General features: G+C 42.8%; 14 protein-coding genes. All 14 read left to right on the top strand.

The features are described from left to right. Positions 1–28 precede the first annotated feature (28 nt). Complete coding sequence (locus tag AC4ME5_RS03480) at positions 29–1,060, top strand: 3-deoxy-7-phosphoheptulonate synthase (protein ID WP_061588658.1); 1,032 nt, start codon at positions 29–31, stop codon at positions 1,058–1,060. Between the two features lies 1 nt (position 1,061). After that, complete coding sequence (locus AC4ME5_RS03475; RefSeq protein WP_061588657.1) at positions 1,062–2,093, top strand: 3-deoxy-7-phosphoheptulonate synthase; 1,032 nt, start codon at positions 1,062–1,064, stop codon at positions 2,091–2,093. Positions 2,094–2,138: 45 nt separating this feature from the next. After that, the gene (acpS, locus tag AC4ME5_RS03470) at positions 2,139–2,501 is read left to right on the top strand and encodes a holo-ACP synthase (protein ID WP_025171527.1); all 363 of its coding nucleotides are present in this window, start codon (positions 2,139–2,141) and stop codon (positions 2,499–2,501) included. Beyond that, positions 2,491–3,594, top strand: coding sequence for an alanine racemase (gene alr, locus AC4ME5_RS03465; protein ID WP_061588656.1), 1,104 nt, complete (start codon positions 2,491–2,493; stop codon positions 3,592–3,594). The genes acpS and alr overlap by 11 nt, the downstream gene beginning before the upstream one ends. Then, entirely contained in the window at positions 3,585–5,627 is a 2,043-nt protein-coding gene (gene recG / locus AC4ME5_RS03460) for an ATP-dependent DNA helicase RecG (protein ID WP_268698763.1), read from the top strand. Before alr ends, recG begins: the two co-directional genes overlap by 10 nt. 461 nt (positions 5,628–6,088) lie before the next feature. Beyond that, positions 6,089–6,571, top strand: a complete 483-nt coding sequence (locus tag AC4ME5_RS03455; protein ID WP_000894828.1) for an acyl-CoA thioesterase — start codon at positions 6,089–6,091, stop codon at positions 6,569–6,571. A 158-nt stretch (positions 6,572–6,729) separates the two neighbouring features. Then, a complete protein-coding gene (locus AC4ME5_RS03450; RefSeq protein WP_491799957.1) occupies positions 6,730–7,710 on the top strand; it encodes an acetylxylan esterase in 981 nt (326 codons plus the stop codon). A gap of 200 nt (positions 7,711–7,910) precedes the next feature. Continuing rightward, positions 7,911–8,609: an N-acetylmannosamine-6-phosphate 2-epimerase gene (locus tag AC4ME5_RS03445; RefSeq protein ID WP_061588654.1), complete on the top strand. Its 699-nt coding sequence runs from the start codon at positions 7,911–7,913 to the stop codon at positions 8,607–8,609. Positions 8,610–8,722: 113 nt separating this feature from the next. After that, positions 8,723–10,051 (top strand): ABC transporter substrate-binding protein, encoded by a 1,329-nt coding sequence (locus tag AC4ME5_RS03440; RefSeq protein WP_045616794.1) that lies wholly within the window; start codon positions 8,723–8,725, stop codon positions 10,049–10,051. 219 nt (positions 10,052–10,270) lie between these two features. Next, positions 10,271–11,137 (top strand): carbohydrate ABC transporter permease, encoded by an 867-nt coding sequence (locus tag AC4ME5_RS03435; protein WP_161801140.1) that lies wholly within the window; start codon positions 10,271–10,273, stop codon positions 11,135–11,137. A 15-nt stretch (positions 11,138–11,152) separates the two neighbouring features. Further along, entirely contained in the window at positions 11,153–11,992 is an 840-nt protein-coding gene (locus AC4ME5_RS03430) for a carbohydrate ABC transporter permease (protein WP_001183243.1), read from the top strand. 228 nt (positions 11,993–12,220) lie between these two features. Further along, entirely contained in the window at positions 12,221–12,673 is a 453-nt protein-coding gene (locus tag AC4ME5_RS03425; protein WP_491799954.1) for a NanQ anomerase/TabA/YiaL family protein, read from the top strand. Between the two features lie 20 nt (positions 12,674–12,693). Next, complete coding sequence (locus AC4ME5_RS03420) at positions 12,694–13,338, top strand: YesL family protein (protein WP_084868007.1); 645 nt, start codon at positions 12,694–12,696, stop codon at positions 13,336–13,338. Positions 13,339–13,509: 171 nt separating this feature from the next. Then, positions 13,510–14,427 carry a dihydrodipicolinate synthase family protein gene (locus tag AC4ME5_RS03415; RefSeq protein ID WP_491799951.1) on the top strand — a complete coding sequence of 306 codons (918 nt, stop codon included), beginning with the start codon at positions 13,510–13,512 and terminating at the stop codon, positions 14,425–14,427. Positions 14,428–14,442: the final 15 nt, after the last annotated feature.

Here is a 14,442-nt window from a genome sequence, read left to right as displayed (position 1 = left end):
GTCCGTTTGCTTTATAAGGAGATGAATCATGGTATTTAAAGCTAAAAGTCCTAAAATTAACATTGAAGAAGTTCGCGCCTTGTCTAAATTAGAGGGGGCGGCTCTTGCGAGAAAAAAACAACGTGATCAGGAATTGGAAGCTATCATCCGTGGAGAAGACCAGCGTGTTCTTTTGGTGATTGGACCATGTTCATCTGATAATGAAGAGGCAGTCCTCGAGTATGCTAAGCGCCTGTCTGCCTTGCAAGAAGAGGTCAAAGACCGTATCTTTATGGTCATGCGTGTCTATACAGCTAAACCTCGTACCAATGGAGATGGCTATAAGGGCTTGATTCATCAACCAAATGCTAAAGAAGCACCTAGCTTGATCAATGGAATCAAGGCTGTTCGCCAACTGCACTACCGTGTGATTACCGAGACTGGTATGACAACAGCGGATGAGATGCTTTATCCTGAAAATCTTCCGCTGGTGGATGATTTGATTTCTTATATGGCTGTTGGAGCTCGTTCTGTAGAGGATCAACAGCACCGTTTTGTAGCGAGTGGAGCAGACTTTTCAACAGGATTTAAAAATCCAACATCTGGAAATCTCAATGTTATGTTTAACGGGATTTACGCAGCGCAAAATAAACAGAGTTTCCTTTTCCTCGGTAAAGAGGTGGAAACAACAGGGAATCCATTGTCCCACGCCATTCTTCGCGGTGCCTTGAATGAATACGGGAAAAATATTCCTAACTACTACTATGACAATTTGATGGATACCATTGATCAGTATGAAAAGATGGGCTTGGAAAATCCCTTTATCATCATTGATACCAATCATGATAATTCGGGCAAGCAGTACATGGATCAAATCCGTATCGTTCGTCAGACCTTGATTAACCGTGACTGGAATGAGAAGATCAAAAAATATGTTCGTGGTTTTATGATTGAGTCCTATCTAGAAGATGGACGTCAAAATGAGCCAGAAGTTTTTGGTAAGTCCATTACAGATCCGTGTCTAGGATGGGACAACACAGAAGCACTTGTTCGCGAAATTTACCAAACGCTAGGAGAGTAAGATGGCATTTATCGAAAAAGGTCAAGAAATTGATATTGAAGCAATCAAGGCTGCGACCCAGTTGTCACCTGAAGTCTTGCGTTATAAGGAAGTGCGAGATCAAGAGTTGGCAGCCATCATCTCGGGTGAGGACGACCGAATTCTTTTGGTAATGGGACCTTGCTCTTCTGACAATGAAGAGGCTGTTTTGGAATATGCCCGCCGTTTAGCTGACTTGCAGAAAAAAGTTGCGGATAAAATCTTTATCGTCATGCGTGTCTATACAGCTAAACCTCGTACCAATGGAGATGGCTATAAGGGTTTGATTCATCAGCCAAATGCTAGTGAGGCTCCTAGTCTCATCAATGGTTTGCAGGCTGTTCGTCAGCTCCACTACCGTGTGATTACGGAGACGGGATTGACTACGGCTGACGAGATGCTTTATCCGTCTAATCTCCTTTTGGTCGATGATCTGGTCAGCTACCATGCTGTAGGAGCTCGTTCAGTGGAAGACCAGGAACACCGCTTTGTAGCCTCTGGGATTGATGCTCCAGTTGGGATGAAAAATCCGACATCCGGAAACCTTGGGGTTATGTTTAATGCTATCTATGCAGCTCAAAACAAGCAAACCTTCCTTTACCATGGCCAAGAAGTGGAGACTTCAGGAAATCCCTTGGCCCACGTTATTCTTCGTGGCGCCATGAACGAATATGGTAAAAATGAACCCAACTTCTACTATGAAACCCTCTTAAACGCTATCAACCGTTATGAGACCATGGGACTTGAAAAGCCCTTTATCATCATCGATACCAATCATGACAATTCTGGCAAGCAGTATATGGAACAAATCCGCATTGTTCGCCAATCCTTGCTGAATCGTGACTGGAATGAAAAGATTAAAAAGACGGTTCGAGGCTTTATGATCGAATCTTACCTAGCAGATGGTCGTCAAAACCAACCAGAGGTCTTTGGCTGCTCCATAACTGACCCTTGTCTAGGTTGGGAAAATACAGTAGCCTTGGTAGAAGAAATTTATACTACCTTAACAAAATAAGTGAAAAGGATGGAGTTGGGGGAATCTCAGCTCCTTTTGATGAGTATGATAGTTGGACACGGAATTGACATCGAAGAATTGGCTTCGATAGAAAACGCAGTTACACGACGTGAGGGCTTTGCTAAGCGCGTGCTGACCCCTAAAGAAATGGAGCGTTTTGCCAGTCTCAAAGGGCGCAGACAAATCGAATACTTGGCAGGTCGTTGGTCGGCTAAGGAGGCTTTTTCCAAGGCTATGGGGACAGGAATTGGCAAACTGACCTTTCAGGATTTGGAAGTTTTGAACAATGAACGAGGCGCGCCTTATTTTAGTCAGGCACCATTTTCAGGAAAGATTTGGCTATCTATCAGCCACACAGATCAGTTTGTGACAGCCAGTGTCATTTTGGAGGAAAATCATGAAAGCTAGTCCACATAGACCGACCAAGGCTCTGATATATCTGGGAGCCATTCGACAAAATATCCAGCAAATGAGTGATCATATCCCTGAAGGAACGCTCAAGTGGGCAGTGGTCAAGGCCAATGCCTATGGTCATGGAGCAGTTGCTGTTGCCAAGGCTATTCAAAATGATGTTGATGGATTTTGTGTTTCCAATATTGATGAAGCTATTGAACTTCGTCAGGCTGGACTTAACAAGAAAATTCTCATCTTAGGAGTTTCTGAGCTAGAAGCCGTTGACCTAGCTAAAGAATACGACATCACCATGACAGTGGCTGGGCTGGAGTGGATTCAAGCGCTCTTAGCTAGGGAGACAGATTTATCTGGCTTAACTGTCCACCTCAAGATTGATTCAGGAATGGGACGAATTGGTTTTAGAGAAGCCAGTGAAGCGGATCAGGCTCATGCCTTGCTCCAACAACACGGCGCTCGTGTTGAGGGAATTTTTACCCACTTTGCGACTGCAGATGAAGAATCAGACACTTATTTTAATACCCAGTTAGAACGATTTAAAACTATTTTGGCAAGTATGAAGGATGTTCCAGAGCTGATTCATGCCAGCAACTCGGCAACGACCCTCTGGCATGCAGAGACTATTTTCAATGCGGTTCGTATGGGAGATGCCATGTATGGCCTGAATCCTAGTGGAGAGGTCTTGGACTTGCCCTATGATTTGACTCCAGCCTTGACCTTGGAGTCTGCCCTTGTTCATGTCAAGACAGTTCCGGCTGGAGCTTGCATGGGCTATGGGGCGACCTATCAGGCGGATAGTGAGCAAGTCATTGCGACGGTGCCAATCGGTTATGCGGATGGTTGGACACGAGACATGCAGAATTTCTCCGTCTTGGTAGATGGACAAGCGTGCCCAATCGTCGGTCGGGTTTCAATGGATCAAATCACCATTCTATTACCTAAGGTTTACCCTCTAGGAACAAAAGTAACCTTAATTGGCTCCAACGGTGACCAGGAAATCACAGCTACTCAGGTAGCGACCTATCGTGGAACTATTAACTATGAGGTGGTTTGTCTCCTCAGCGACCGCATTCCGAGAGAATATTATTAAAAAGAAAGGAGTGGAGCATGAATTTACACCAACCCTTGCATGTCTTACCTGGTGTGGGACCAAAGTCAGCAGAGAAATACGCCAAACTAGGAATTGAAAACTTGCAAGACCTCTTGCTCTACTTTCCTTTCCGTTATGAAGATTTCAAGACCAAGCAGGTGCTAGAGTTGGAAGATGGAGAAAAGGCTGTTCTGTCTGGTCAGGTAGTGACTCCTGCCAGTGTCCAGTATTATGGTTTCAAGCGCAATCGCCTGCGTTTTAGCCTCAAGCAGGGAGAGGTCGTTTTTGCGGTGAATTTTTTTAACCAACCCTATCTGGCTGATAAGATAGAGTTAGGTGCAACTCTTGCTGTCTTTGGGAAATGGGACCGTGCCAAGGCCAGTTTGACTGGGATGAAGGTTCTAGCTCAAGTGGAAGATGACCTCCAACCGGTTTATCGTCTGGCTCAAGGAATCAGTCAGGCCAGTCTGGTCAAGGTCATTAAGACAGCCTTTGATCAGGGGTTGGACCTCTTGATAGAGGAAAATCTTCCCCAGTCTTTACTTGATAAATACAAACTCATGTCCCGTTGTCAGGCTGTCCGTGCCATGCATTTTCCTAAGGATTTGGCAGAATACAAGCAGGCCCTTCGTCGGATCAAATTTGAGGAACTCTTTTATTTTCAGATGCAGTTGCAGTCACTCAAGTCTGAAAATAGAGTTCAGGGAAGCGGTCTGGTTCTGAATTGGTCTAAGGAAAAGGTGACAGCTGCTAAAGAAAATCTGCCATTTTCCCTGACTCAAGCTCAGGAAAAAAGTTTGCAGGAAATCTTGACCGACATGAAGTCGGACCATCACATGAATCGTCTCCTGCAAGGAGATGTGGGGAGCGGAAAAACGGTGGTTGCTGGTTTGGCCATGTTTGCGGCGGTGACGTCTGGCTATCAGGCAGCTCTCATGGTGCCAACAGAAATCCTAGCAGAGCAACACTTTGAAAGTCTACAGGGTCTCTTTCCAGACTTGAAACTCGCTCTCTTGACTGGATCCTTGAAAGCTGCAGAAAAAAGAGAAGTCTTGGAGACCATAGCAAAGGGTGAGGCTGATTTGATTATCGGAACCCATGCACTGATTCAGGATGGGGTAGATTATGCTCGTCTTGGTTTGATTATCATCGATGAGCAGCATCGTTTTGGTGTGGGGCAAAGGCGTATTTTACGTGAAAAAGGGGACAATCCTGATGTCCTCATGATGACGGCAACTCCCATTCCACGAACTTTGGCCATCACAGCCTTTGGTGATATGGATGTTTCCATTATCGACCAGATGCCCGCGGGTCGGAAACCCATTGTGACACGTTGGATCAAGCATGAGCAACTACCTCAGGTGCTGACTTGGTTAGAGGGAGAAATTCAAAAAGGTTCTCAAGCCTACGTCATCTCTCCCTTGATTGAAGAATCGGAAGCTCTGGATTTGAAAAATGCTATTGCTTTATCAGAGGAGTTGACAGCTCATTTTGCAGGTAAGGCTGAAGTGGCTCTTTTACATGGTAAGATAAGGAGTGACGAAAAAGACCAGATTATGCAGGATTTCAAAGAGAGAAAAACAGATATTCTAGTATCTACAACTGTTATCGAGGTTGGGGTCAATGTTCCCAATGCGACAGTCATGATCATCATGGATGCCGATCGGTTCGGTCTCAGCCAGCTTCACCAGCTCAGAGGCCGTGTTGGTCGAGGGGACAAGCAGTCCTATACTGTTCTCGTTGCTAATCCCAAGACGGACTCTGGGAAGGATCGCATGCGTATCATGACAGAAACGACCAATGGATTTGTCCTTGCGGAGGAAGATTTGAAAATGCGTGGTTCTGGTGAGATTTTTGGAACCAGACAATCAGGACTACCAGAATTTCAAGTGGCGGATATCATCGAAGATTTTCCGATTTTAGAAGAAGCTAGGAAGGTTGCCAGCTACATTAGTTCGATAGAAGGTTGGCAAGAGGATCCAGAATGGCGTATGATTGCTCTCCATCTGGAAAAGAAAGAACATCTAGATTAATACTCTTCGAAAATCTCTTCAAACCACGTCAACGTCGCCTTGGCGTATATATGGTTCCTGACTTCGTCAGTTCTATCTACAACCTCAAAGCAGTGCTTTGAGCAACCTGCGGCTAGTTTCCTAGTTTGCTCTTTGATTTTCATTGAGTATAAGCTTTCTCTAAGGAAAACTTAAGCTAGCTTTTAGGTTTGGGTCTTATACTAGAGTCATCAAAAAGAAACGAGGACTCTCATATGACGATTAAAGTGACCTACCAAAAGAAATTTCAGACTTTCAAACTAGAGAAAGGAGCTAGCACCTATTGATACACAAAGAGCGGAAACGCTCTTTTATTTTTATAAAATGGTCGGCTATAAATCAAACTTAGTCAAGTGATAAAAAGATATTAGTCTCCAAGCCTATTTACTCTTTGACTGAAGCTTGATATAATGACTCCATCTGAATAAGGAGGAGTGAAAAGAATGTTAGAAACCAGAACGATTGCTATCCAGGATAGGTATGGAGAACGATTCCAGCATTGTTGGGGATGTGGTCCAAAGAATGATTTAGGTTTACATTTAAAAACCTATCCAAGTGTAGATGGGAGTAGTTGTATTAGTCGTATAAAGCTTGAGAATGCTTATACTGGTGGAGTTCCTTCAAATGTCTTTGGAGGAATGATAGCGACTATTTTTGATTGCCATGGCACGGCCTCAGCAGCTTGGTTTGCCCATCATCAAAAAGGGTTGGAACTGACGGAATCAACTGTGATAGGACGTTTTATTACAGCTCGCTTGGAGATTGATTACCTTAGTCCTAGTCCAATTGAAGATGAAATTGTGGTCACTTCTACTCTGGAGGAATTAGGGGAAAGAAAAGCAATTATTGCTATGGAGATGACAGTGGCTACTAAAGTCCGTGCCAAAGCCAAAATGGTAGCAGTTGCTGTGAAGGATCATATGTAAAACGGAGGATTAGAAGTTTAAGATTTTAAAACTACTTTCAAACGATGCGTTTGAGGGAGGAGAATTTAAAATCACTTTCTGTTTACCATTCTTTCTTGCATTGCTTTTCTAGATATGCTACAGTTATGATAACGATTACAAATTAAAAGGAGCATGCTATGAAAAACCCAGTTTTGCTAGAAGAAATCAAGACTTATAAAGGAAGGGATGAGGTCCCAGAAGATTTTGATGCTTTTTGGAATGAGGAAGTCAAAAAAGTTTCAGTCCTTCCTGCCTACCAGTGGGAGGAAAAGGATTTCCATATTCCTCAAGTAAGGTGCTATGAACTGACCTTTGAGGGAACTAATGAAGGCAAGGTCTATGCACGCGTCGTCCTTCCAAAGACTGAGGAGAAGGTTCCGCTAATCTTCCATTTCCATGGATACATGGGGCGTGGTTGGGACTGGGCTGACATGCTGGCCTATACGGTGGCTGGTTACGGTGTTGTTTCCATGGATGTGCGGGGCCAGTCGGGCTATTCGCAAGACGGCTTGCGCTCTCCACTAGGAAATACGGTGAAGGGGCATATCATCCGTGGTGCTGTGGAAGGTCGGGAACATCTCTTTTATAAGGATGTCTATCTGGATATTTACCAGTTGATCGAAATTGTTGCTAGTCTACCTCAGGTAGATGAGGAAAGACTTTCTAGCTATGGCGCCTCACAGGGAGGGGCTTTAGCCCTGGTTGCAGCGGCGCTCAATCCTAGGATTCAGAAAACAGTTGCCATCTATCCTTTCTTGTCTGACTTTAGACGAGTGATTGAGATTGGCAATACCAGTGAAGCCTATGATGAACTCTTCCGTTATTTCAAGTTCCACGATCCTTTCCATGAAACAGAGGAGGAAATCATGGCGACCCTTGCCTACATCGATGTGAAAAATCTTGCCCATCGCATTCAAGGTGAGGTCAAGATGATTACGGGCTTGGATGACGATGTTTGCTATCCTATTACCCAGTTTGCAATTTACAATCGTCTAATTTGCGAAAAGGCCTATCGCATCATGCCTGAGTATGCCCACGAAGCCATGAATGTTTTTGTCAATGACCAAGTTTATAACTGGCTCTGTGGTAGTGAGATTCCTTTTAAGTACGCAAGATAATGAATGAGAGAGCCCAGGAGCTCTCTTTTTTGTTTTTTAATAAAAATTATTTAAAATAGATGGCTCTCTGAAACTACTTTCAGGATAGTCTGTTCTATAAAATAGTTTTGAAACTGAAATCTATTCTATCACAACCTATTGAAAGCGCTTAACAAATGATATATAATAAGCCCATAAGAACAAGAAAGGGAGGAAAGAGGATGCCACAGATCAGCAAAGAAGCCTTGATTGAACAAATCAAAGATGGAATCATTGTCTCTTGCCAGGCACTTCCTCACGAACCGCTTTATACAGAAGCGGGAGGAGTCATTCCCTTGCTAGTCAAAGCGGCTGAGCAAGGTGGAGCAGTCGGTATCCGAGCAAACAGTGTTCGCGATATCAAGGAGATTAAGGAGGTTACGAAACTTCCGATTATCGGGATTATCAAACGTGACTATCCGCCACAGGAGCCTTTCATTACAGCTACGATGAGAGAAGTTGATGAACTGGCTGAACTAGACATTGAGGTCATTGCTCTGGATTGTACCAAACGTGAACGTTACGACGGTTTGGAAATCCAAGACTTCATCCGACAAGTCAAAAAAAAATATCCGCATCAACTCTTAATGGCTGATACCAGCACGTTTGAAGAGGGAATAGCAGCAGTTGAAGCCGGAATTGATTTTGTTGGAACAACCCTGTCAGGTTACACCTCTTATAGTCCGAAAGTGGATGGTCCAGACTTTGAACTGATCAAAAAGCTGTGTGAAGCCGGTGTGGATGTCATCGCTGAAGGGAAAATTCATACACCAGAACAAGCTAAGCAAATCCTTGAATATGGGGTGCGAGGTATCGTTGTTGGTGGAGCGATTACTAGACCAAAAGAGATTACGGAACGCTTTGTTGCCGGTCTTAAATAACATAATCTCAAAACAGAGGAGAGTGGTCGATGCGTCGAACAAAATAAAAACGTATACAAATACAAAGAACTCATTATCCAATATGGATACGCTTATCAATTAGGAGAATACAAATGAAATTTAGAAAACTAGCTTGTACAGTACTTGCGGGTGCTGCGATTCTTGGCCTTGCAGCTTGTGGTAACTCTGGTGGAAGTAAAGATGCGGGAAATTCTGGTAGCGATAGCGGAAAAACAGAAATCACTTGGTGGGCATTCCCAGTCTTCACACAAGAAAAAACGGGTGACGGTGTTGGAACTTATGAAAAATCAATCATCGAAGCTTTTGAAAAAGCAAATCCAGATGTAAAAGTGAAATTGGAAACCATCGACTTCAAGTCAGGTCCAGAAAAGATTACAACAGCTATCGAAGCAGGGACAGCGCCAGATGTACTCTTTGACGCACCAGGACGTATCATCCAATACGGTAAAAATGGTAAATTGGCTGAGTTGAACGACCTCTTCACAGACGAATTTGTCAAAGATGTCAACAACGAAAACATCGTACAAGCAAGTAAGGCTGGTGACAAAGCTTACATGTATCCAATCAGTTCAGCTCCATTCTACATGGCTATGAACAAGAAAATGTTGGAAGATGCTGGAGTTGCAAACCTTGTAAAAGAAGGTTGGACAACTGATGACTTTGAAAAAGTTTTGAAAGCGCTTAAAGATAAAGGCTATACACCAGGTTCATTGTTCAGTTCTGGTCAAGGGGGAGACCAAGGAACACGTGCCTTCATCGCAAACCTTTATGGCGGTTCTGTAACAGATGAAAAAGTAACGAAATATACAACCGACGATCCTAAATTTGTCAAAGGTCTTGAAAAAGCTGCTAGCTGGATTAAAGACGGTTTGTTGAACAATGGTTCACAATTTGACGGTGGAGCAGATATCCAAAACTTTGCGAACGGTCAAACTTCATATACAATCCTTTGGGCACCAGCTCAAAACGGTATCCAAGCGAAACTCTTGGAAGCAAGTAAGGTAGACGTGGTAGAAGTACCATTCCCATCAGACTCTGGGAAACCATCTCTTGAATACCTTGTAAACGGATTTGCAGTATTTAACAACAAAGATGACAAGAAAGTCGCAGCTGCTAAGAAATTCGTTCAATTCATCGCTGATGACAAAGAATGGGGTCCTAAAGACGTTGTTCGTACAGGTGCCTTCCCAGTTCGTACTTCATTTGGCAAACTTTATGAAGACAAACGTATGGAAACAATCAGCAGCTGGACTAAATACTACTCACCATACTACAACACTATCGATGGATTTGCTGAAATGAGAACACTTTGGTTCCCAATGTTGCAATCTGTATCAAATGGTGACGAAAAACCAGCGGATGCTTTGAAAGCCTTCACTGAAAAAGCTAACGAAACCATCAAAAAAGCTACAAAACAATAAGCACTAAGTCAGATTGATTCCCCCCTTTTCCCTGTGCACTATGGTGTAAGAAAAGGGGGACTTTTGTTTGAAATGGTAGGAACTGTCACGAAATTAAAATGAAGTTCTTACATAAGCGAATCTTAAAAAATTTCATTTTGGTTTTAAAACAGTTCAAGAAAATCAAAAACTATTCTATTTGAAAGAGAGGTGCCGACTGTGAAAGTCAATAAAATTCGTATGCGGGAAACAGTGATTTCCTACGCTTTCCTAGCACCAGTGTTATTCTTCTTTGTCATCTTTGTCTTGGCTCCTATGATTATGGGATTCATTACAAGTTTCTTTAACTACTCCATGACTAAATTTGAGTTTGTGGGCTTGGACAACTACATTCGCATGTTTAAAGACCCTGTCTTTGTGAAGTCTTTGATCAATACCGTTATCCTGGTTATTGGATCTGTTCCGATTGTGGTTCTCTTCTCTCTCTTTGTAGCATCTCAAACCTATCATCAAAATGCCATTGCCCGTTCTTTTTATCGTTTCGTCTTCTTCCTTCCTGTAGTTACAGGTAGTGTTGCCGTAACGGTTGTATGGAAATGGATCTATGATCCACTATCAGGGATTTTAAACTTTGTCCTTAAGTCAAGCCACATCATCAGCCAAAACATTTCTTGGCTGGGTGACAAAAACTGGGCTTTGCTAGCGATTATGATTATCCTTTTGACAACATCTGTTGGTCAACCGATTATCCTTTATATCGCTGCTATGGGGAATATTGATAACTCACTTGTTGAAGCAGCGCGTGTTGACGGTGCGACTGAATTTCAAGTCTTCTGGAAGATCAAATGGCCTAGCCTTCTTCCAACAACTCTTTACATCGCAATCATCACAACCATCAACTCATTCCAATGTTTCGCCTTGATTCAGTTGTTGACATCTGGTGGTCCAAACTACTCAACAAGTACCTTGATGTACTACCTTTACGAAAAAGCCTTCCAATTGACAGAGTACGGCTATGCCAATACCATCGGTGTCTTCTTAGCAGTGATGATTGCCATTGTCAGCTTTGCTCAATTCAAGATCCTCGGAAACGACGTAGAATACTAAAGAAAGGAGACAGTTATGCAACCTACACAAAAGAAACCTTTAACAGCTTTCACTGTTATTTCAACGATTATCTTGCTCTTGTTGACCGTACTGTTCATCTTTCCATTCTACTGGATCTTGACAGGGGCCTTCAAATCACAGCCTGATACCATTATGATTCCACCACAATGGTTCCCTAAAATGCCAACCATGGAGAATTTCCAACAACTCATGGTGCAAAACCCTGCTATGCAGTGGATGTGGAACTCTGTATTTATCTCACTGGTAACCATGTTCCTAGTGTGTGCAACCTCTTCTCTAGCAGGTTATGTCTTGGCTAAGAAACGTTTCTATGGTCAACGCATTCTCTTTGCAGTCTTTATCGCTGCCATGGCTCTTCCAAAACAAGTTGTCCTTGTACCATTGGTACGTATCGTCAACTTCATGGGAATTCACGATACACTTTGGGCAGTAATTTTACCTTTGATCGGATGGCCATTCGGGGTTTTCCTTATGAAACAATTCAGTGAAAACATCCCTACAGAATTGCTTGAATCAGCTAAAATCGACGGTTGTGGTGAGATTCGTACCTTCTGGAGCGTAGCCTTTCCTATCGTGAAACCAGGCTTTGCAGCTCTTGCGATCTTTACCTTCATCAATACTTGGAACGACTACTTTATGCAGTTGGTTATGTTGACTTCACGTCAAAACTTGACTATATCACTCGGGGTTGCGACCATGCAGGCCGAAATGGCAACCAACTACGGTTTGATTATGGCAGGTGCAGCCCTTGCAGCCGTGCCAATCGTAACAGTCTTCCTTGTCTTCCAAAAATCCTTCACTCAGGGTATTACTATGGGAGCTGTTAAAGGATAATACTCTGCGAAAATCGAATTCAAACTACGTCAGCGTTACCTTGCCATACTTAAGTATTGCCTGCGGTTAGCTTCCTAGTTTGTTCTTCGATTTTCATTGAGTATAAGAGAATACAGAGTTATAAGTGTCTACAAAATGGAGAGTATGCAGTTACTTCGTGAAGTTTTGTCAGACACTTATCAACTTAATTTATGATTTTAGTTAACTATCAGAAACGAAGGAAACAGTATGATTTTTGACGATTTGAAAAACATCGCCTTTTACAAGGGTATCCATCCCAATCTAGACAAGGCTATCGACTATCTCTATCAGCACCGTAAGGATTCTTTCGAACTCGGTAAGTATGAAGTTGACGGAGACAAGGTCTTTCTAGTTGTTCAGGAAAATGTCCTCAATCAAGCTGAAAATGATCAATTTGAACACCATAAGAACTATGCAGACTTGCATTTGCTGGTAGCAGGGCATGAATATTCGAGCTACGGTTCACGTATCAAAGACGAGGCAGTAGCATTCGATGAAGCGAGCGACATTGGCTTTGTCCATTGTCATGAACGTTACCCACTTTTGTTGGGCTATCACAATTTTGCGATTTTCTTCCCAGGAGAACCTCACCAGCCAAATGGCTACGCAGGGATGGAAGAAAAAGTTCGCAAGTATCTCTTTAAAATTTTGATTGATTAAAAGAATCAGGAGGAGTAAACATGGCACAAAAAGGAGTAAGCCTTATCAAGGCAGCATTTGATACAGATAATTTTCTCATGCGTTTCAGTGAGAAGGTCTTGGATATCGTGACAGTCAACCTTCTTTTTGTCGTCTCTTGTTTGCCCATCGTGACGATTGGAGTGGCTAAAATCAGCCTTTACGAGACCATGTTTGAGATTAAGAGAAGCAGACGGGTACCAGTCTTTAGAACTTATCTAAGAGCCTTCAAGCAAAATCTGAAACTGGGTTTCCAGTTAGGTTTGCTGGAGTTAGGCATTGTGTCATTGAGCCTTCTAGATCTCTATCTCTTCTGGGGTCAGACAGCTTTGCCTTTCCAGGTTGTGAAAGCTATTTGTTTGGGGATTCTCATTTTCCTCACTCTCGTGATGCTGGCTAGCTATCCCATCGCTGCGCGCTATGATTTGTCTTGGAAAGAAGTGCTGCAAAAAGGGCTTATCTTGGCAAGTTTTAACTTTCCATGGTTTTTCCTCATGTTAGCCATTCTCTTTCTCATAGTGATGGTTCTTTATCTATCCGCCTTCACTCTCCTTTTGGGTGGGTCAGCCTTTATCCTCTTTGGCTTTGGTTTGCTAGTCTTTCTCCAAGCAGGTTTGATGGAGAAAATTTTTGCCAAATATCAGTAGGATGGCTTGTTTCTGAAACTACTTTCAATCGTTACAGTTTCTAAAATACAAGTAGAAACTAAAATCTAAGTGTATACAAGATATTGAAAGCGATTTTCACAAGGTGTATACTAAACTTGTAAAAAATAGAACTGCTCTCAGCAGAAAAAAAGAAATCTTAGGAGAAAATCTATGTCAGATTTGAAAAAATACGAAGGTGTCATTCCAGCCTTCTACGCATGTTATGATGATCAAGGAGAAGTCAGTCCAGAGCGTACGCGTGCCTTGGTTCAATACTTTATTGATAAGGGTGTTCAAGGTCTCTATGTCAATGGTTCTTCTGGTGAATGTATCTACCAAAGTGTGGCAGACCGCAAGTTGATTTTGGAAGAAGTCATGGCAGTTGCCAAGGGCAAATTGACTATCATCGCTCACGTTGCCTGCAACAATACCAAAGATAGTATGGAACTTGCTCGCCACGCAGAAAGCTTGGGTGTAGATGCCATTGCAACGATTCCACCGATTTACTTCCGCTTGCCAGAATACTCAGTTGCTAAATACTGGAACGATATCAGTTCTGCAGCTCCAAATACAGACTACGTGATTTATAACATTCCTCAATTGGCAGGAGTTGCTTTAACTCCAAGTCTCTACACTGAAATGTTGAAAAATCCTCGTGTTATCGGTGTGAAGAACTCTTCTATGCCAGTTCAAGATATCCAAACTTTTGTTAGCCTTGGTGGGGAAGACCATATCGTCTTTAATGGTCCAGATGAACAGTTCCTAGGTGGTCGCCTCATGGGTGCCAAAGCTGGTATCGGTGGTACTTATGGTGCGATGCCAGAACTCTTCTTGAAACTAAATCAGTTGATTGCTGAAAAAGACTTGGAAACAGCGCGTGAATTGCAGTATGCTATCAACGCAATCATTGGTAAATTGACTGCTGCACATGGAAATATGTACGGTGTGATCAAAGAAGTCTTGAAAATCAATGAGGGACTTAACATTGGATCAGTTCGTTCACCATTGACACCAGTGACTGAAAAAGATCGACCAGTTGTAGAAGCAGCAGCGCAATTGATTCGTGAAACCAAGGAGCGCTTCCTCTAATCCATAAGGAGGTAT

The organism is Streptococcus sp. A69 (assembly GCF_058556195.1).
The sequence above is the reverse complement of the archived record's forward strand: the minus strand, read 5'-3'. Positions and strand labels throughout refer to the sequence as shown.